This is a genomic window from Bradyrhizobium sp. CCBAU 51765 (genome assembly GCF_015291725.1).
Classification (GTDB): Bacteria; Pseudomonadota; Alphaproteobacteria; order Rhizobiales; family Xanthobacteraceae; genus Bradyrhizobium; species Bradyrhizobium liaoningense.
Genome location: NZ_CP030038.1, coordinates 5,345,207 through 5,364,915, shown reverse-complemented (window position 1 = coordinate 5,364,915; position 19,709 = coordinate 5,345,207). Strand labels below are relative to the sequence as shown.

Sequence of the window (19,709 nt, the reverse complement as noted above, 5' to 3'; positions counted from 1 at the left end):
AGTGATGGCGTCGTGACCGGTTTCCTTGCAATTTTCCGCCGTCTCGAAGGCCCGCAGACCGTCGGTCGCGGTCCGGCCTTCTGGGGCTTGTTCGCACTCGTGCTCGCTGCCGCACTCGCCTATCCGCTGTTCAGCGACGGCTACACGGTCGGCAACACCGTCTACTTCTTCGTCTGGGTCTTCATCGCGCTCAGCCTGTGCCTGATCTGGGGCTATGGCGGCTCGCTCTCCTTCGGCCAGACCGCGTTCTTCGGCATTGCTGGTTATGGCTATGGCGTGCTCACCATCAATTTCGGCTCCGCCTACGGCTTCACGCTGCTGGCGCTGGTGATTGCGGTGGCGATCGCCGCGCTGTTTGCGGTGTTGCTCGGCTACTTCATGTTCTTCGGCCGCATCGCCGGCGTGTTTCTCGGCATCGTCACGCTCGCCGTGACCCTGATGCTGGAACGCTTCATGGCACAGACCGCGGGGCCGGAATGGCACATCGGCAGTGCGCGGCTCAACGGCTTCAACGGCATGAGCGCAATGCCGCCGCTGACCATCCCCTGGCCGGGCGAGCCGATCGTGCTGTTCGCCGATATCGGGCTCTACTACCTCGTGCTCGGCCTTCTCGTCTTCGTCTATCTGGCCTTGCGGATCCTGATGAACTCGTCTTTCGGCAACGTCATCGTCGCGATCCGTGAGAACCCGGAGAGGGCGGAGATGCTGGGTTACGACATCCGCAAGTACCAGCTCATCACCTTCGTCATCGGCGCCGCGCTCGCAGGGCTCTCCGGCGTGCTCTACACGGTGTGGGGCCAGTACATCACGCCGTCGAGCATGGGCATGACGGCTGCGGCGCTGCCGCTGATCTGGGTCGCGGTCGGCGGCCGCAGCGATCTGACGTCGACCGTGATCGGCACGCTGGTGGTGCTCGCCGCGTTCCAGGCGCTCACGATCTACGGCAGCCAGTACGCGCTGGTCTTCATGGGTGTGCTGCTGGTGCTCACGGTCCTGATCGCCCCGAACGGTCTCGTGCTCGGGGTGATGAACTGGCTCGGCCGTATCGCCGCCCGCTTCACGCAGAGGGCCGGCTGATGTCGTTGCTCGAATTGCGTCAGCTGAACAAGCATTTCGGCGGTCTGCACGTCACCAATTCCGTGGATCTCACGCTGCAAGCCGGTGAGATCCATTGCCTGATCGGCCCGAACGGCGCCGGCAAGAGCACGCTGTTCCGCCTGATCCTCGGCGAGCATCATCCCGGCAGCGGCGACATTCTCTTCGCCGGCGAGAACATCACGGCGCTGAAATCCTTTGCGCGGATTCACCGCGGCCTTTCGGTCAAGTTCCAGGTGCCCGGCGTCTTCAAGGGCCTCTCGGTCCGCCAGAATCTCGAGATCGCCCTGCAAAGCCGGCATCGCGGCGCTGAGCTCGAAGCGGAGATCGGCCGGCTGCTGACCTTCCTCGGGCTGCAATCGGAGCAGGCGCAGATCGCCGGCAATCTCAGCCATGGCCAGAAGCAATGGCTCGAGATCGGCATGGCGGTCAGCCTGAAGCCGCGCCTTCTTCTGCTGGACGAGCCCACCGCCGGCATGTCGCCCGAGGAAACCCACATGACCGGCGAGATGGTGCAGCGGCTCAATGCGGACGGCATGACGGTGCTGGCGATCGAGCACGACATGGCCTTCGTGCGGCAGGTCGCGCACCGCGTCACCGTGCTGCATCTCGGGCAGGTCTTCGCGCAAGGCTCGATCGACGAGATCGTGGCCGACGAACGCGTGGCGGCGATCTATCTGGGGCAGGCCCATGCTTGATCAGCCGCGCAAGGAAGTGATCCTGTCGACCCTGGGCTTGCGCGCCGGCTATGGCGGCAAGCCGGTGCTCCAGGGCCTCGAGATCGAGGTGCGGGAAGGGGAGATCGTCGCCGTCATCGGTCGCAACGGCGTCGGAAAATCTACGCTGATGAAGAGCCTGATCGGGCTCGTGCCGGTCATGGACGGCTCGATCGTCTATCGCGGCGAGGCGGTGGAGCTTCTTCCCGCGCACAAGCGGGCGCGCCTCGGCATGGGCTATGTGCCGCAGGGGCGCGACGTGTTTCCGCGGCTGACCGTCGGCGAGAACGTCGCGGTCGGCGCCGCGATCAAGCGCGGCGGCATTCCCGAAGCGGGCCGGCGCAAGATCGTCGAAGCCTTTCCGATCCTCGAGGAGCGTTGGCATCAGCGCGCCGGCACCATGTCCGGCGGCCAGCAGCAGCAACTCGCGATCGGACGGGTCCTGATCGCCGACCCGAACCTCATCCTGCTCGACGAGCCCTCGGAGGGCATCCAGCCCAACATCGTCCAGGACATCGCGCGCAACATGGTCGAGCTCAACCACAGGACCGGGGTGACCATCATCCTGGTCGAGCAGAATCTCGACATGATCCGCGCCATGGCGCAGCGCTGCTACGTCATGGACAAGGGCCGCATCGTCGCCAACCTCGATCGCGCGGCGCTCGACGACGCGGCCGAGATGCGCCGTCATCTCGCGGTTTGAAGATCTACGCCAACGACAGAAGGAGAAAAGCAAATGTCCTGGCAGAAAGACTCCATCATGGCCCGCAAGGGCGTCGCCAAGGGCGAGCGCGGCACCGAGTACACGATCACGGAAAGCGAGCAGGGCAAGTACCACTATGTCTACGGCCCCTATGTGAAGCCGGTGCTCACCGTCGATCCGGGCGCGGTGGTGGCCGCCGAAACTCATGACGCGTTCGAGGGCGCCATCAAGAACGAGACCGACAGCCCGTCGAAGATCCTCAACTTCCCGTTCCTCAATCCGCAGAACGGGCCGATCCACGTCAACGGCGCCGAGAAGGGCGATACGCTCGCGGTCTATATCGAGAGCATCGTGCCGCGCGGGCCGCAGCCGCGTGGCACCACGGTGATCATGCCGGAATTCGGTGGGCTGGTCAGTACGGGCAACACGGCGCTGCTTAATCCGGCGCTGCCCGAGCGCGTCAAGAAGCTGGAGATCGACGCCAAGACCGGCACCAAATGGAACGACAAGATCACGTTGCCCTATGAGCCCTTCATCGGCACCATCGGCACCTCGCCGGAGATCGAGGCGATCTCGTCGCTGGTCCCGGATTACTATGGCGGCAACATGGATCTGCCCGACGTCGGCGTCGGCGCCATCATCTACCTGCCCGTCAATACCAAGGGCGCGCTGCTCTATCTCGGCGACTGCCATGCGGCGCAGGGCGACGGCGAGCTCTGCGGCGTCGCCATCGAGCATCCGACCGTGACCACGGTGCAGATCGACCTGATCAAGGGCTGGACCATCGCCTGGCCGCGGCTGGAGACCAAGGACTTCATCATGACGATCGGCTCGGCCCGTCCGATGGAAGATGCAGCCCGCATCGCCTATCGCGAGCTCTGCCGCTGGATGGCGGCGGACTACGGTTTCGACGAGATCGATGCCTACATGCTGCTGACGCAGGCCGGTCGGGTGCGTCTCGGCAACATGGTCGATCCGAAGTATACGCTCGGCGCTTCCATCAAGAAGTCCTATCTCGGTTGAGGCCAGCCAGCTCATGTCCACCGTGCACAAGGTCGCCACCGTCCAGTTCGAGCCGATCATGTTCGAGAAGGAGCGCAACATCGCGCGCCTGCTCGAGCTCTGTGAGCAGGCGGCGGCGGCCGGCGCGAAGCTCATCGTCACGCCGGAAATGGGAACCACGGGCTATTGCTGGTTCGACCGCGCCGAGGTTCGGCCCTATGTCGAGCGGATTCCGGGGCCGACCACCGACCGGTTTGCGGCGCTGGCACGCAAGCACGACTGCTACATCGTGGTCGGCATGCCCGAAGTCGACGAGGACGGCATCTATTTCAACTCGGCCGTCCTGATCGGGCCCGATGGCATCGTCGGCCGCCATCGCAAGACGCATCCCTATATCTCCGAACCGAAATGGGCGGCGGCGGGCGATCTGCACAACCAGGTCTTCGACACGCCGATCGGACGGATCGCGCTCCTCATATGCATGGATATCCATTTTGTGGAGACCGCGCGGCTGGTGGCGCTGGGGGGCGCGGACGTCATCTGCCATATCTCCAACTGGCTCGCGGAGCGAACGCCAGCGCCCTACTGGATCAGCCGCGCCTTCGAGAACGGCTGCTACGTGGTCGAGAGCAACCGCTGGGGTCTCGAGCGCACCGTCCAGTTCAGTGGCGGGAGCTGCGTGATCGCGCCGGATGGCCAGGTGATTACGGTCCTCGACAAGGGCGACGGGGTCGCGCTGGCCGAGATCGATCTCGATATTGCGCGTGCACGCCGCGTGCTGGGCGAGCCTGTCTTCCGTCAACGCCGGCCCGAGCTCTATCCGGAGCTGCTCACCGACACATTCAGCTGGAATCCGCGCGATTTCTTCGGCCTTTACGGCCACGAGCCCTGGCCGGAAGGCGTCCGCTCGCGCGTTGCCGCGGCCCAATTCGCACCCAGTGCCGATGTTGCGCGAAATCTCGAGGCGATCGCGAAGCTCGCGCGGCAGGCCAAGGCGGACGGCGCGGCGCTCGTCGTATTCCCGGAGCTCGCAGTCGCCGGCCTCGCAGATCCGGCGAGATCGGCGCAGCCGATACCGGGCCCGGCCACGGAGAGCCTGCACGCGCTCGCTGCGCAGCTCCAGATCTACATCGTCTGTGGGATGGCCGAGCGCGCGGGCGATGCCGTCTATAACAGCGCCTGCCTGATCGCTCCGGATGGAAAGATCACGATCTATCGCAAGACGCATTTGACCGAAGAGGAACGGAGCTGGGCCACGGCGGGCGACGACTGGGCCGTCGTCGACACGCCGATCGGACGAGTAGGCCTCTTGATCGGCCACGATGCGGCGTTTCCGGAAGCGGGGAGGGTGCTCGCACTTCGCGGCTGCGATATCATCGCTTGCTGCGCGGCGGTCAAGGGCCCCTTCGGTTCGCCGCATCCGGGAACATCCGTTGTGCAGGCGGCCCCGATCCCGACCGGCGCCGATCCGCATCACTGGCACCACTTCCGGGTCCGCGCCGGCGAGAACAACGTGTTCCTGGCGTTTGCCAACGTCTTCGATCCCGAACACGGCTATCCCGGCCTGAGCGGCGTGTTTGGCCCCGATACGTTCGAATTTCCGCGCCGCGAAGCGATTGCAGCGGACGGCACGAACCTTGCTACTGCTCTGGTCGACACCACCAATCTCGACAGCGTGTATCCGACCAACGTCGTGCGACGAAAGGACCTCGTTTCGATGCGGATGCCACACAGCTATCGCGGGTTGGTCAGGGCAACGGCAAACAACCATTGAACGTGTAAATCTACTGGGAAGAAGGAGCCGATCATGGATCTAGGACTTGCGGGCGCCAAGGTTCTCGTCACCGGCAGCACCAAGGGGATAGGCCGTGCGATCGCGGAGACCTTTGCCGCCGAGGGCGCAAATCTCGGCATCTGTGCGCGCAATCAGGCGGACGTCGACAGCACTGTTGCCGCGCTCAAGAGCAAAGGCGTCGCGGCCTTCGGCGCTGCGGTCGACGTATCAGATGGTGCGGCGCTCAAGGCCTGGGTGGTCGACATGGCGACCAAGCTGGACGGAATTGACGTCGTCGTGGCCAATGTGAGCGCGCTCGCCATTGGGCAGGACGATGAAAGCTGGGCCAAGGAATTCTCGACCGACATGATGGGCACGGTCCGGCTGGTGAACGCGGCCATGCCCTATCTGGAGAAGAGCCGCGCCGGTGCGATCGTCGCCATCTCCAGCGTCTCCGGGCGCGAGGTCGATTTCGCGGCCGGCCCCTACGGCACCTTCAAGGCCGCTATCATCCACTACACGCAGGGTCTCGCCAATCAGCTCGCACACAAGGGCATCCGCGCCAACACGGTCTCGCCGGGCAACACCTATTTCGAAGGCGGTGTCTGGAACACCATCAAGGACAACAATCCCGAGCTCTACAAGGCAGCGCTTGCGCTCAATCCCACGGGCCGGATGGGGACGCCCCAGGAGATGGCGAACGCAGTCGTATTTCTCGCAAGTGGCGCCGCCAGCTTCATCACTGGAACGAACCTCGTCGTCGACGGTGCACTGACGCGCGGTGTGCAATTCTGAAGGCGCGAGCGCTGAGACGCAAATCTGTCATCCGCGTCATGATTGACCGTGTGATCGCAGGGCCGGCGCGGCCACTGCTGCCCGCATTGTGCAGGGCAGCGATCTCCCCGCGTGGATTTTCGGGACACGTCATTCGTGCAAGATAGCGAGCCCAGTCCCGAATACGCAGACGATGTCCTTTCTCTCACGGCGAGAACTGCTCGATGCGGCGGCGCGTCTCACGGCGCTGGCTGCCTGGCCCGGCGGTGCGACCGCCGACGACTATCCCTCCCGCTCCATCAAGCTGGTCATTCCCTATACGGCTGGCGCTGCAGGTGATCTGATCGGCCGTCCCTGGGCCGACAAGGTCGCGCCGCTGCTCGGCCCGGTCCATGTCGAGAATATCGGGGGCGCCGGCGGTGCGATCGGCTCCGCAGCGGTGGCGCAGAGCGCTCCCGACGGCTACTCGCTTCTGCTCGGCAATGGCAGCACGAAGGTGACGATTCCGTTGTCCTCGGCGCAGCCTGCCTACGACACGATTCGCGATTTCCGTGCCATCTATCGGCTGATTACCAGCACGCTCGCATTCGCGGTTCATCCGTCCCTGCCGGTGAAGGACCTGCGGGAGCTGGCAGCTTTCGCCAAGGCGAATCCGGGCGGGCTTTCCTATGGCACTCCGGGGGTCGGTACCGGGAATCATCTCGTCGGAGAGATGTTCAGGCAACAATCTGGTCTTGCGGCGGATTTGATCCACGTCCCTTACCGGGGCATGGCGGCCGCTACCAACGACCTCGTCAGTGGCCAGATCAACTCGGTCATTGCGGTGGTCTCGAGCCAGAACCTGCAATTGCACTTTGCGGGCAAGCTGCGTCTGATCGCCGTGACGAGCGACCGGCGGCTGAGCGGTGCGCCGGAAGTTCCGACTGTGATCGAATCCGGCATGCCCGGCCTCAGATATGCCGGCTGGTTTGGCCTGTTTGCTCCAAAAGCAACCCCAGATGCAATCGTGGTGCGGATCGCTGCGGCGACCCGCACGGCAATGGCTGATCCTCAGTTGCAGGAAAGCTATCGTTCGCAGGGTCTGGAGCCGGACATCGATTCAGGCCCCGACAAATTCCAGCGCCTGGTCGAGGACGAGCTCGTCCGCCTGGCTCCCATCGTCAAGTCGATCGGGCTCAAGCGCGACTGAGCGCTTCTCAGAGTCGTACCGCGGACGTAGCAAACGCTTGAGCGACGGGCTCCTGGACTCGATTCAGGATCTCCATTCCCGCAATCGCGATCACAAGGGCTGCGACGCAGCCGAGCAAAAAAGCCTTCATCCTCATCCTCCCCCGATTTGGAACATCAAGCCATCTATACGACGCGACGTATCGCGAGCAAGCTCGTCGATCGCGCCAGGGCATCTGTGGCAAGGCATCCGCAGTCCTATGGGCTCTTGAACACGGGATCGGCGGAAAACGCATTGCCCATCAAGCCAAGGGACTGAAGCCCGGCGCTGTTCGAATCGACTTCCAGGATTGCGAGCAGCAGCGCGAGCACGACGGCAACGAGGAGGAGGAAAGGGGAGGCTTCTCGCGCGGCGGGATCTCGCAGGCCATCAATGCCGCCAAGAACGCGTAGCCGCGCAATCATCCGCAGAATTGGCCCCGTTCGCCCCTGCATGCGGTCTTCCTTGACGTGAGCAGGCAGAATCTAGTGTCCGGGCTATCGGCATTCAAGCGGCGGATGCGCGACGTGGGCTGTTGCGCTGCACGCTTCGGAACGGAAGCAGGCCTCGCAGGTTTCTTGCAAAGCCTAAAGCATGATCCGGAAGAGTGCGCAGCGGTTTTCCGAAAGGCCATGCTTAAACAACAGCCTGAATCGCGATGACGATTCATCCTGATCGCATCGCGCTTTGGTGAGCGCATCGGAGGTCTTGCGTGACATTACCGAGGACGATCTTGTGCTTCGCGGCACTTTGTGTTGTTGGCAGTGCCCTGGCCCAGCCCGCGCAAACCAACCCGTCGGCGACGAAAACCCCTCCTGAAGAGAAGGGCCAGGCACAGCCGCAGGGTTGGACGGGCCCAATCAATACAGGTTCGGGTGGTGCGCCGGCCGAAAGTCCCCAAGGCCAGAGTCCGCCTGGAATGCAGGCCGCGCCGGAGGGATCCTCCAAGACCACCACGGAACCGGCCAAGTAGACCGGTCCGGGATGTTCATTTCGGCCGCCTGTTCTGGCAATCTTGAGAATGTGGACCTCAAGCAGGGCCGGCCGGAAATGAACAGATCACCTTTGTGCACGAAGGTGGCCGTAGCTCTGTGGGCCATCTTTGCCGGATCATCCGTGCACGCCGACATGGTCGGACACGGTGGCCCGATTCGGGCTCTTGCCGTTTCCCCGGATGGGGAGGACCTTCTCTCCGGCAGCTTCGACACGGCGGTCATTCGCTGGTCGCTCAAGACGGATACCGCAGAGCAAGTGCTGCGGTATCATGCCGGCGGCGTCAATGCCGTTGCCTTTCTGAAGGATCGCCGCCTGATCACGGCCGGCGCCGACGCACGAATTGCGGTGTGGACGGCGGGGCGGCCGGAGCCGGACCGGGTGCTGGAGGGACATGTTGCTCCGATCGCGGCGCTTGCCGTGTCGCCCGACGGGGCGATGCTCGCATCGGCGTCATGGGACCGGACGGTGCGGCTCTGGTCGCTGTCGGACGGCACGTCGCGCGTGCTCGAAGGGCATACGCAGAATGTCAACGGCGTCGCTTTCGCGCCGGACGGCGGGCTTGTCAGCGTCGGCTACGATCTTGCGGTGCGCATCTGGCGTTTGCCGGATGGCCAGCCAGACATCGTGACCTTGCCGGCGCCGCTGAACGCCGTGGCGGTGGCGCCGGATGGTGAAATCGTCACAGGCGCGGTCGATGGCAGGCTGCGCATGCTGACCAAGGACGGCAAGGTCAGCGGCGAGGTCGCGGCCAGCCCGACACCGGTGGTGGCCTTGACGATGTCGGCGGACGGCGCGTTGATCGCTGCGGCCGGCAGCGGCGGCACAGTGGCGATCATCGATCGCAAGTCGCGCAACCTGCTGCGCACGCTGGTCGGGCCGGGGCCGCCGGTGTGGTCGGTCGTCTTCCTTCCGGATCGCGAGACATTGATGACGGGTGGTGCGGACGGCAGGATCAGGCGCTGGAATGCGCGCACCGGCGATCCCATCGGCTCAGGTCTGATCGGCACACCCGCCGACCCGCTCGCCGCCTATGCCGGCGATCATGGCGCCGATGTCTTTCGGGCGTGCGTTGCCTGTCACACGCTGTCGGACAAGGAGGTACAGCGTGCTGGTCCGACACTTGCGGGACTCTACGGCCGCAGGATCGCTTCGCTGCCGGGATACCGCTTTTCCGATGCGCTGAAGACGATGGACATCGTCTGGACACCGGAGACGGTTGCGAAGCTGTTCGAGGTTGGACCGAATGCCTATACGCCCGGCACCAAGATGCCGGAGCAGCGCATCGGCTCGCCCGAGGACCGGCGCGCGCTCACCGAGTTTCTGGGCCGCGCCACGTCGCGCTAAAGCATGATCCGGAAGAGTGCGAAGCGGTTTTCCGAGAAGATCATGCGTAACAACAACCAGAAGCGCGATGACGGTTCACCTAAATCTCATCGCGCTTGGGCTCCCTCAGATCGAGTCCCAATTGTCCATCGGGAAATCCCTCATTTCCGGATGCTGCTTGAGGATCTGAATGACGTCGATGGTGGGGTGCTCCTTGAGAGCTTCCGCGACGCAATGGTTGACGTATTTCCGGCGCGACAGCCACGCGATCTTCTTGCCCTTCGCTTCGGCCTTGCAGGCAACCACAGCCTGCTTCACCGCAACCTTCTGCGCCTTGGTCAGCGGCGGAGTGGCAGCTTCGGCCGCGCCGCCGGCGAGAGCGATGGAGATCATGCACGTCGACAGAGTGGTGATCAAACGAGACATGGTGATGCTTCCCTGGTTTCCGAGCCCTGCGAAGATGTCTGTTCGCCTTGTTAGTCCTTGCCGTCACGCTGGCGCAGATAGTCATCCGTCGTCCGCGGCGGCGTTCGTTCCGGGACGCCTTTGAACGGATCAAATTGCTGCTCGCTCATGACGATGACGCGGCAGTCCGCGCACATTCTCAGTGCCTCGATCCGCCGGTCGCCGGCCGGATACATCCAGTGCCGGCCCTCGAGCTTGGCTGCGATGCGGTCGATCGTGCTCTTGACGCCGAAGGCCGTGCCGCAGCGGACGCAGAGTGCGGGCTCCTCTTCCTTGATGATCGTCGCGGGAGCGCGCGCCGCGCGGAAATCGATCTGCGGCTTGAGGCTGATGACCTTTTCCGGACAGGTGCTCTGGCACAGGCCGCACTGCACGCAGGCATCCTCGATGAATTTCAGCACGGGCCGCTCGGGATCGTCCCGCAGCGCGCCGGTCGGGCAGGCCGAGACGCAGGAGAGGCACAGCGTGCAGCCGTCGGTGTCGACGGTGATTGCGCCGACCGGGGCGCCCTGTGGCAGGGCGATCACGTCGACCGGCTGCGGCGCCAGTCGATGCAGCTCGCTCAGGGCGAACCGCAAGAGGTCGCGCCGCTTGCCGACGGTCCTGAAGGTCGCTGGCGTCGCGACCGCAGTGAGCGTGCCGATGTCAGTCAAATGCCCGCCCAACGCATCGGGGTCGTCGGTTTCGATGGTGGCGAGGCGACGGCCCGCAAATCCAAGGCCGCCGAGGATCGCTTCGGCCATTGCGATCGTCTGCGACAGCCCGGTCACATCGTGACGCGGCTTGGCACGGAGCAGGAAACGCACAGCCGATACGCCATAGGCGAAGGCGCCGACGATCGCTTCCAGCCCCAGCTGTGTGAGTTCGTTGACGGCAAAGGGAAGCACGTTCGCCGGCAGGCCGTCGCCATGCCTCGCGAGGGCGTCGATAAGGGGCGTGCCGTGCGGGCTGTCATGAAAGAGCAGCACCGCATTCGCGCCGCCGGCCTCGCGGTAGGCGAGCAGCATGGCGCGGATTTTCTGGAGCTGCGCATCGGCGGGCGGCAGCATGTAGGATACCGCACTGGTGGGGCAGGCAGCTGCGCATTGGCCGCAGCCCGCGCAGATGTTCGGATCGATTGCGACATGATCGCCGACGGGGGTGATCGCCCCGGTCGGGCAGAGATCGAGGCAGCGATGACAGCCGGTCCGCTTCGAGCGCGAATGGGCGCAAAGCGCGGGCGCGACGTCGACATATTTCGGCTTGTCGAAGCTGCCGACGAGATCGCGCGCGGTCAGGACAGCGCGGAGCACTGCAGCGGGATCCTTCGTGTCGGCGCGCAGATAGCCGTCGCGCAGATCGTGGGCAGGAAACAGCGGCATGTCGCCGGAAAGATCGAGGATGATATCGCAGCGCGAGGTGACTCCGCTTCGCGGCGGGTCCAGCACGAAACGATCGCGCGAGGAGGGGCGGGGACGCGCATAGTCGTCGATCGCAAGCTCGAAAGCGCCGAAATGTCCCTTCGCGGAGCGGATCGTGCCCTTCACGATCGGAAAGACCGTTGCAGCTGGCGGCACCGTGTCATCGAGCTGCTTCAGCATCACCGTGACGTCGAGGTGATCGGCAAGCAGGCGGCCAGCCTCGATCGCGGCCTCATCGCGCCCGTAGATCAGGATCACGCCCTCGCTCGACAGGTTGACGAGCGGATAGTCCGGGGCGGGGATGGAGGCGGATGCGAGCAGGGCGGCCATTTTCGCGCCGGCGCGCGCGCCGTCGCGGGACCAGCCGGCCGTTTCGCGGATGTTGACGAAGCTGATCGCATCGGCCCGTTCGCCGGCCTCGTCCGAAAACTGCGCTGCCTGCTGCGTGCAGGCGACCGTCAATACGCCCTCTGCCGCGGCAAGCTTGCGGAAGTGGTCGAGCTCCGCACCGCAGAGGTGGCGAAAGCTCTTGACCTCGCTGTTCGGGCATCCGCGCCGGATCGCAGCCACGTCGAGGGACATCGTGTCTTCGCACGAGCAGATCAGGACGGTCTTCGACGGCTGCTCCAGGTTAACCCCTCCGCCATTCGGACGCCGACGACGGACTCGCGCCGGCCCTTCGCCTCGTATAGACATTATCCATCGGGAAGAAAAGGAAAGCGGAGGACGGCCTGTCGTCGATCCCAGTCAACCATGTTTCCGTGGCGGAACCTATTCACTTGCCGCCGCCGTTCACGTTGGTGCGATTGCGCGAGAGCGGAGATGCCTTTGCCCATGCATGCCGCATCGCACCGGAGGCCGGTGCCGGCACGCTGGTCTATGTCGGGCGCTTCGATCTCGCAGAGTTCGCCGTGGTGCTGGAGCCGGCCGAGCCGTTGCGCAGCGCGCGGCGCGCCTTTTACGCCGGCATGGTCGCTCTCACCGATGCCCTTAGCGCTTATGCGCCGCCGAGCAAGCCGATCACGATCAATTGGCCGGACGCGGTCAGGATCGACGGGGGGCTGGTCGGTGGCGGACGGATGGGTTGGCCATTCGCAGCTGACGAGGATGCGCCGCCGCCCTGGCTGGTGTTCGGCGCCATGATCCGGACGGTTGCCATGAACGATGACGATCCGGGCGTCCACCCGCTGGCCTCGGCACTCGACCAGGAAGGCTTTGGCGAGGCCGGCGCGGCGCAGATCACGGAGAGCTTTGCCCGGCACCTGATGCTGGCGCTGGATGGCTGGCGGGTTGACGGCTTTGACAGCGTCGCGCGCGACTATCTCGCTCGGATGCCGCGCGAAAGGCAGACGGTTCAGCGCATTGACGATCGCGGCGATGTCCTGACGCGCCGCATCAGGACGGATCGGGTCCAGCGAAGTGATCTCGTGCAGGCGCTCGCGACGCCGTCCTGGCTCGATCCGGCCCTCGGAGGACCGCGCCTGTGAAACTCTTGCGCACCATCGCGCTCGATCCCTCCGACACCTTCGTGTTCGACGTAGCGGCGGAACCGGGCGAATGGGCCGTCTCAGGCGCTTTCCGCTTCTGGGATGACGACGCTGCCGGGCTCGAGGGCAAGGCGCGCGCGGCGTTTCGCGGCGGTTTCCTCGGGGTGCAGTCCTGGGGCTGGTCGACGCTGGCACAGATCGTTCCGGCAACCGAAGACGATCGTCGCAGCCTGGTCGATCTCCTTGCCAGGCAACTCGTCGATCGCTTCGGTGCGCCGGACATGGCGGCGGCGAAGACGGCCGCGGAAGAGGAGGTCGCTTTCGCGCAGTCGCTCTGCAGCCATCCGATCAGCTCTCTCATTGCAGTGCACCGCACCTCGAGCGACGGCGAAGTCCGCGAGTCGTTCCGCCGGCTGCAGCTCCGGGAAGGGCAGGGGCACAGCAAGGCATTCTCGTTCATGGAAATCGAGGACGAGGTCCAGCCTGACGGCGATCTCAGGATTGCGGATCTGGGTCGGGGGCCGACCGTCCGATGAACGATTTCTGGATCGCCTGTGGTCATCACCTGCTCGATCGCGACGAAGGCGGTGGGCTCCGTGTCACGGACGAGTTCCTCAAGGCCTATTTTGCCCGTCCCGAGCTGATGCCGCCGGACGATGCGTGCCCGGTCGAACGCCGGCTGCACCGCGAATTGCTCGCCGACCCGCGCCAGGCGGTCAGCGCCGGCGAAATCGCGGGGATCGTCGATGCCGATGCCCGGGAGAATTGGCAGTTGGTGCTGGCGTTCCGCGATCTTCTGTTGCGGCATCCGACGCTCGAAGCCGCCTATCTTGCATCGGTGAGATCGGGCGCGAACGATCTGCCGCCGCTGTTCGTCAACCAGCTGGTGCACGTCATCCTGCGGAATGCGCTCGATGGCTGCGACGACCCGTTCGTGCTGCGCGCGGCCGAATTGTTCTTTCGGACCCAGCGCATCCTGCCGCATGAGCAGGCCCTGTTGCTCGGGGACGAGGAGGTTGTCGGCGGCCGGAGCCCGACCCCGGTGCTCTCCCTGATGTCGATGCTGGGCGCCACCACCGATGCCGTGGTCGAGGTGCTGAGCGAGGAGAATGTCGAGGCCTATTGGCAGCGTAGCGACCAGTTCGACGTGGCTCTCGACCTTACGGCGGGCGGCCGCGGACCGGCTGCGCTGGCGCAGGCGATGACGCGCTGGGTCTCCCATCTGCTCGGCATCGACGTCGTGATCGAGCCGCTGCGCGCGCTGCACGAGGCACGGCTCACCTGGTATGTCGGGCTCGATGCCGACGCCACGAGGCTCGGCGACCGGCTGTGGCACGGCGAAGAACTCGGCGAGCGCGACGCCGATCGCGTGCTCGCGCTGTTCCGCTTGACGTTTGCGGATTCAGGCAGCGCTCTTGACGATGTCGGCGGTGAACCGGTCTACCTGATCCTGTCGATGACGGCGGATCAGAAGCTCCGGATGAAGCCACAGAATCTGCTGACCGGGCTGCCGGTGAAGCACCTGGAGATGGCGACATGAGCCCTGCGGCGTTGCCCACCCTTTCGATTGCCGTCGGTGTCGTGGTCGAGCGGCGCAAGGCTGACTCGCCGTGGGTCGATTTCATCTGGCGCGGAATTGCCGTCCTGCCGGACAAGCCGGTGATGACACAGCCGTGGACCGTACTTCGCGAGCAGGACGGCACGACCCTGTTCTATGCCGGAAGCGCGACCGTCGATCTTTATCCGTCCGAGACGGCGCGCTATCGCGACAATCTCGCCTCCGGCAGTCCGAGCATCTGGACTGTGCTGTCGCCCTCGGACGGCGCCTGGCCCTATGCCGTCACCGCGGTGACCGCCGACCCCGCCGAGGGCGAAGGATTTACCGAAGCCGCCGACAATCTCGTCGAGGCCGTGCCGATGCCGGAGGCGCTGCGCGAAGCGATTGAAAGCTTCGTGGCCGAGCACCATGTCGAGCGGGAATTCGTCAAGCGCAAGCGGCGCCGCGCCGACCCTGAGGCGCTGGCCCGGCGGGAGCATGAAGGCGGACAGGAATGAGCGAGGAGGAGTTCCTTGCACGTTGGTCGCGCCGCAAACGCGAATCGCAGGCGGAGCCGGCGAAGCCTGCCGCGGCGCAGCCGTCCGAGGTCGAGGACGACGAGGGTGAGTTCGACCTCTCGAGTCTGCCGTCGATCGACGAGATCAATGCTGCGACCGACATCACGGCCTTCCTCGGCAAGGGGATTCCTCGGGAGCTGAGCCGTGCGGCTCTTCGCCGCGCCTGGGCGACCGATCCCGCCATTCGCGACTTCGTCGGGCTTGCGGAGAATGCATGGGACTTCAACGACCCGACCGCGATGCCGGGGTTTGGGCCGCTGGATTGCTCGTCGGAGGAGCTGGCCGCACTGGTCGACCGCATTGTCGGCGGCGTGCGCGAGGCGGCCCAGTCTCTCGCCGAGACGGCGATGGAGTCAGCGGATCCTTCGGCCGAGTTGCATCAAGCCGATGTGACAGTGGTTTCCAATGTCGTCGAGCCGCCGGACGAGACGGAGCGTCCGGCAATTCCTGTTGCAGCGCAACCGACAGTGGCTGACAGCTCTGCCAATTCTGCCGAGCCCATCAAGCCCCGTACCCATGGTGGTGCACTGCCTCGCTGAGAAGCACGACCAAAGGCTATAGGCACAGGCTATGGCAGGCGTTGACCGTTGCTGGAGCCCGGATTACGCTACCTACTGCTTTGTAACAAAAGCGATAATCAGCAGACGGGACTTGGATGGGAGGTCCACGTGCGTGATGACGGGCTTGATCGCGCGATCGATGCCGCGGGCGGCATCGCTCAGCTTGCGCGCAAAATAGGCATCAGCCAGCCCTCCGTATCGAATTGGATCCGCGTGCCCGCACAACGGGTGATTGCAGTCGAAACCGCCACCGGCGTTCCCCGAAACGATCTGCGGCCCGATCTCTATGGCGAACAGGCCGGCTCCGCCGAACTCGTCGATCCCATCGATGCGGCGCGCGCACAGGAATACGCGCTGCTGGCAACGCTGCTGTCGGCGCCTCCGTCGAAACGATTGCTTGAGCAGCTTGCGGCATTGACTGGTGACGCGACGCCCCTCGGGCGCGTGCATGCGGCGCTGGCCGATGCCGCCTCGAGCGCCGTCGCAGCGAAAGTCGAGCGGGAGTATTTCGATCTGTTCGTCGGGCTCGGCCGCGGCGAATTGCTGCCCTATGCCTCCTATTATCTGACCGGCTTTCTCAACGAACGGCCCTTGTCGCGCCTGCGCGGCGACCTGACGGCGCTCGGCATCGAGCGGGCCGCCACCAGTTCCGAACCCGAGGATCACGCCGCCATCCTGTGCGAGATCATGTCCGGCCTTGCCGACGGCCGCTTCGATGCCTCGCCCGAGGCGCAGCGCGCCTTCTTCGAAAAACATGTGTCGCCCTGGATGGGGCGGCTGTTCGCCGACATCGAGAGCGCCGGGGACGCCCGTTTCTATCGCGCGGTCGGCGCGCTCGGCCGCACCTTCATCGAAATCGAGACGGAAGCATTCACATTCGCCAACTGACCGAGGCGCCTTGGTCCGGGAGAGATGCGATGAGTGACGAGACGAAAGCAAAGGTCGGACGCCGCGATTTCCTTCGCAGGGTCGGCTTGGGCACGGCCGGTGTCGGCGCGACGCTGGCGACACCGCTGGTCGGGTCCGCGCAGGCGGACAGCGAAAGCAACGATGAGAAGCGCAAGGCGCGCTACAAGGAAACCGATCACGTGAAGACGTTCTACCGCGTCAATCGTTATCCGGCCTGAGAGGGAGGCTGCCGTGCTTATCAAGCGAACACATCAGCGTTCCGATCGCCGAGGCTCCGTCGCCGAATCCCTTGCGGCCCAGGGCGGAGGACTTGATCGCCGCACATTCCTGCGCAAGTCCGGCCTGGCCGGCGGCGCGCTCGCGGCGCTGGGAACCATGCCGGTCGGCAGCGTGCGCAAGGCCGAAGCCGCCGCCGCCGGTCCGCTGACGGCCGGCGCCGTCGTCAAGAAGAGCATCTGCACGCACTGCGCGGTGGGCTGCACCGTCACGGCGGAAGTGCTCAACGGAGTCTGGATCGGGCAGGAGCCCAGCTGGGATTCGCCGATCAACCGCGGCTCGCATTGCGCCAAGGGCGCTTCGGTGCGCGAGCTCGTGCACAGCGATCGCCGCCTGCGCTATCCGATGAAGCTGGTGAACGGGCAGTGGACGCGCGTGTCGTGGGACACGGCGGTCAACGAGATCGGCGACAAGCTGCTCCAGGTTCGCGAGAAGTCGGGCAGCGACTGCGTCTACTGGCTCGGCTCGGCCAAGATGACCAACGAGGGCGCCTACCTGTTCCGCAAGCTCGGCGCCTTCTGGGGCACCAACAACACCGATCACCAGGCGCGGATCTGCCATTCCACCACCGTCACCGGCGTCGCCAACACCTGGGGCTATGGCGCGATGACGAACAGCATCAACGATATGCGCAATTCCAAGACGATGCTGTTCATCGGCAGCAACGCCGCGGAAGCGCATCCCGTCAGCATGCAGCACCTGCTCGAAGGCAAGGAGCTCAACAAGGCGAACTTCATCGTCTTCGATCCGCGCCTGACCCGCACCGCGGCGCACGCCACCGAATATGTCCGGATCCGTCCCGGCACCGACATTCCCGTGCTCTACGGCATGATGTGGCACATCCTGAAGAACGGCTGGGAGGACAAGGAATTCATCGCCCAGCGCGTCTACGGTTTCGACGACCTGCGCAAGGAAGTCGAGAAGTGGAACCCGCAGGAGGTCGAGCGCGTCACTGGCGTGCCCGCCGCGCAGCTCGAGCGCGTCGCCAAGACGTTCGCGACGGTCAAGCCCGCGACCATCATCTGGTGCATGGGCCAGACCCAGCACACGGTCGGCACCGCCAACGTGCGGGCGAGCTGCATCGCGCTGCTGATGACGGGCAACGTCGGCAAGGCCGGGGCCGGCGCCAACATCCTGCGTGGCCATGACAACGTTCAGGGCGCGACCGACGTCGGACTCGATATCGTGACGCTGCCGTTCTACTACGGCCTTGCGGAAGGCGCCTGGAAGCACTGGTCCCGGGTCTGGGAGGTCGACTACGACTATCTCGTCTCCCGCTTCGACGAGAAGAAGCAGATGGAGACGCCAGGCATCCCGCTGACGCGGTGGTTCGATGCTGCGCTGTTGCCGAAGGCCGATGTCGCACAGAAGGACAACGTCAAGGCCGTCTTCGTGCAGGGCCACGCCAGCAACAGCATCACGCGCATTCCGGAGTCGCTGAAGGGCCTGAAGGCGTTGGAGCTGTTGGTGATCGCCGATCCGCACCCGACCACCTGGGCGTCCCTGGCGGTCGAGGCGGGACGCAAGGATGGTGTCTACATCCTGCCCGTGGCCACGCAGTTCGAATGCACGGGATCGCGGGTCGCCTCCAATCGCTCGATGCAGTGGGGCGAGCAGATCGTCAAGCCGATCTTCGAATCCAAGGACGACCTCGAGATCATCTATTTGCTGGCGAAGAAGTTCGGCTTCGCCGACAAGATGTTCAAGAACATCAAGGTCGAGAACAATCTTCCGGTCGCCGAGGACGTGCTGCGCGAGATCAACCGCGGAAGCTGGTCGACCGGCTACTGCGGCCAGTCGCCGGAGCGCATCAAGGCGCACATGAAGAACCAGCACAAGTTCGACCTGGTGACGCTGCGTGCGCCCAAGGACGATCCGGAGGTCGGCGGCGACTATTACGGCCTGCCCTGGCCGTGCTGGGGCTCGCCCGAGGTGAAGCATCCCGGCTCGCCGCTGCTCTACAACAACAATCTGCACGTGATGGACGGCGGCGGCGCGTTCCGCCCACGCTTCGGCATCGAACGCGAGGAGAAGCTGCCGGACGGCACGACGCGGAAGGTGAGCCTGCTCGCCGACAAATCCTTCTCCAGGGGATCGGAGATCGAGGACGGCTATCCCGAATTCACGCTGGCAAGCCTGAAGAAGCTCGGCTGGGACCAGGATCTCACCGAGGCCGAGATGGCGACGATCCAGAGAGTCAACCCGGCCAATCCGGATGCGGTGTCCTGGGCTGTCGACCTTTCCGGCGGCATCCAGCGCGTCGCGCTGAAGCACGGTTGCGTGCCCTTCGGCAACGGCAAGGCGCGCATGAATGCGTTCGGCCTGCCGGACCCGATCCCGGTGCACCGCGAACCGATCTACACGCCCCGCGTCGATCTCGTCGAAAAATATCCGACCCTGCCCGATGCCAAGCAGTTCCGCCTGCCCAATATCGGCTTCTCGGTGCAAAAGGCGGCGGTGGAAAAGGGGATCGCAAAGCAGTTTCCGCTGATCCTTTCCTCGGGACGTCTCGTCGAATACGAAGGCGGCGGCGAGGAAACCCGCACCAATCCATGGCTCGCTGAATTGCAGCAGGACATGTTCATCGAGATCAGCCCGGCCGATGCGGCCGATCGCGGCATCAAGGACGGCGGCTGGGTCTGGGTGAGCGGTGCCGAGAACAATTCACGTGCCAGGATGAAGGCGCTGGTGACCGAACGCGTCGGCAAGGGCGTCGCCTGGATGCCGTTCCATTTCGGCGGCTGGCTCGGCGGCAACGACCTGCGCAAGAACTATCCCGCCGGCACCGATCCGATCGTGCTGGGCGAGAGCGCCAACACGATCACGAGCTACGGCTACGATCCTGCGACCGGCATGCAGGAGCCGAAAGTCACGCTTTGTCAGATCGTCGCAGCCTGAGAGGAGCAC

Annotated in this window: 19 protein-coding genes; 16 read left to right on the top strand and 3 right to left on the bottom strand. The window is 64.9% G+C overall.

All coding sequences use genetic code 11. From position 1 onward, the window contains the following. Window positions 1-12: 12 nt before the first annotated feature. From XH96_RS25595 to XH96_RS25565, 7 genes are all read left to right on the top strand, one after another. Window positions 13-1,077 (top strand): branched-chain amino acid ABC transporter permease, encoded by a 1,065-nt coding sequence (locus XH96_RS25595; protein ID WP_194388198.1) that lies wholly within the window; start codon window positions 13-15, stop codon window positions 1,075-1,077. Then, on the top strand, window positions 1,077-1,793 hold the full coding sequence (locus XH96_RS25590; RefSeq protein ID WP_061883163.1) for an ABC transporter ATP-binding protein: 717 nt from the start codon (window positions 1,077-1,079) through the stop codon (window positions 1,791-1,793). The genes XH96_RS25595 and XH96_RS25590 overlap by 1 nt, the downstream gene beginning before the upstream one ends. After that, complete coding sequence (locus XH96_RS25585) at window positions 1,786-2,514, top strand: ABC transporter ATP-binding protein (protein WP_194388197.1); 729 nt, start codon at window positions 1,786-1,788, stop codon at window positions 2,512-2,514. The genes XH96_RS25590 and XH96_RS25585 overlap by 8 nt, the downstream gene beginning before the upstream one ends. A gap of 33 nt (window positions 2,515-2,547) precedes the next feature. Next, window positions 2,548-3,537, top strand: a complete 990-nt coding sequence (locus XH96_RS25580; protein ID WP_194388196.1) for an acetamidase/formamidase family protein — start codon at window positions 2,548-2,550, stop codon at window positions 3,535-3,537. Between the two features lie 13 nt (window positions 3,538-3,550). After that, a complete protein-coding gene (locus XH96_RS25575; protein WP_194388195.1) occupies window positions 3,551-5,290 on the top strand; it encodes a nitrilase-related carbon-nitrogen hydrolase in 1,740 nt (579 codons plus the stop codon). 33 nt (window positions 5,291-5,323) lie between these two features. Beyond that, entirely contained in the window at window positions 5,324-6,085 is a 762-nt protein-coding gene (locus tag XH96_RS25570) for an SDR family NAD(P)-dependent oxidoreductase (protein ID WP_194388194.1), read from the top strand. Between the two features lie 172 nt (window positions 6,086-6,257). Then, the gene (locus XH96_RS25565) at window positions 6,258-7,253 is read left to right on the top strand and encodes a tripartite tricarboxylate transporter substrate binding protein (RefSeq protein ID WP_194394261.1); all 996 of its coding nucleotides are present in this window, start codon (window positions 6,258-6,260) and stop codon (window positions 7,251-7,253) included. Window positions 7,254-7,489: 236 nt separating this feature from the next. On the opposite strand, the gene XH96_RS25560 is transcribed toward XH96_RS25565, so the two are convergent. Continuing rightward, window positions 7,490-7,726 (bottom strand): hypothetical protein, encoded by a 237-nt coding sequence (locus XH96_RS25560; RefSeq protein WP_246789749.1) that lies wholly within the window; start codon window positions 7,724-7,726, stop codon window positions 7,490-7,492. 595 nt (window positions 7,727-8,321) lie between these two features. On the opposite strand from XH96_RS25560, the gene XH96_RS25555 reads away from it, so the two are divergent. Further along, window positions 8,322-9,611 (top strand): c-type cytochrome, encoded by a 1,290-nt coding sequence (locus XH96_RS25555; RefSeq protein ID WP_371740176.1) that lies wholly within the window; start codon window positions 8,322-8,324, stop codon window positions 9,609-9,611. Between the two features lie 105 nt (window positions 9,612-9,716). On the opposite strand, the gene XH96_RS25550 is transcribed toward XH96_RS25555, so the two are convergent. Beyond that, window positions 9,717-10,016, bottom strand: a complete 300-nt coding sequence (locus XH96_RS25550; RefSeq protein WP_246789747.1) for a hypothetical protein — start codon at window positions 10,014-10,016, stop codon at window positions 9,717-9,719. A 50-nt stretch (window positions 10,017-10,066) separates the two neighbouring features. Continuing rightward, a complete protein-coding gene (locus tag XH96_RS25545; RefSeq protein WP_194388193.1) occupies window positions 10,067-12,037 on the bottom strand; it encodes a 4Fe-4S binding protein in 1,971 nt (656 codons plus the stop codon). Between the two features lie 197 nt (window positions 12,038-12,234). On the opposite strand from XH96_RS25545, the gene XH96_RS25540 reads away from it, so the two are divergent. The 8 genes from XH96_RS25540 to XH96_RS25505 all read left to right on the top strand — a co-directional run bounded on the left by XH96_RS25540 (window position 12,235) and on the right by XH96_RS25505 (window position 19,700). Then, window positions 12,235-12,942 (top strand): biotin/lipoate--protein ligase family protein, encoded by a 708-nt coding sequence (locus XH96_RS25540; protein WP_194388192.1) that lies wholly within the window; start codon window positions 12,235-12,237, stop codon window positions 12,940-12,942. Then, entirely contained in the window at window positions 12,939-13,478 is a 540-nt protein-coding gene (locus XH96_RS25535) for a DUF6505 family protein (RefSeq protein ID WP_194388191.1), read from the top strand. Before XH96_RS25540 ends, XH96_RS25535 begins: the two co-directional genes overlap by 4 nt. After that, window positions 13,475-14,482 (top strand): DUF6352 family protein, encoded by a 1,008-nt coding sequence (locus tag XH96_RS25530; protein ID WP_194388190.1) that lies wholly within the window; start codon window positions 13,475-13,477, stop codon window positions 14,480-14,482. The genes XH96_RS25535 and XH96_RS25530 overlap by 4 nt, the downstream gene beginning before the upstream one ends. Continuing rightward, the gene (locus tag XH96_RS25525; protein ID WP_194388189.1) at window positions 14,479-14,997 is read left to right on the top strand and encodes a DUF3305 domain-containing protein; all 519 of its coding nucleotides are present in this window, start codon (window positions 14,479-14,481) and stop codon (window positions 14,995-14,997) included. The genes XH96_RS25530 and XH96_RS25525 overlap by 4 nt, the downstream gene beginning before the upstream one ends. After that, on the top strand, window positions 14,994-15,596 hold the full coding sequence (locus XH96_RS25520; protein ID WP_194388188.1) for a DUF3306 domain-containing protein: 603 nt from the start codon (window positions 14,994-14,996) through the stop codon (window positions 15,594-15,596). Before XH96_RS25525 ends, XH96_RS25520 begins: the two co-directional genes overlap by 4 nt. Window positions 15,597-15,725: 129 nt before the next feature. Further along, the gene (locus XH96_RS25515) at window positions 15,726-16,505 is read left to right on the top strand and encodes a molecular chaperone TorD family protein (RefSeq protein ID WP_194394257.1); all 780 of its coding nucleotides are present in this window, start codon (window positions 15,726-15,728) and stop codon (window positions 16,503-16,505) included. A gap of 29 nt (window positions 16,506-16,534) precedes the next feature. Further along, window positions 16,535-16,744, top strand: a complete 210-nt coding sequence (locus tag XH96_RS25510) for a twin-arginine translocation signal domain-containing protein (RefSeq protein ID WP_194388187.1) — start codon at window positions 16,535-16,537, stop codon at window positions 16,742-16,744. Between the two features lie 13 nt (window positions 16,745-16,757). Continuing rightward, a complete protein-coding gene (locus XH96_RS25505) occupies window positions 16,758-19,700 on the top strand; it encodes a formate dehydrogenase subunit alpha (RefSeq protein ID WP_194388186.1) in 2,943 nt (980 codons plus the stop codon). Window positions 19,701-19,709 lie beyond the last annotated feature (9 nt).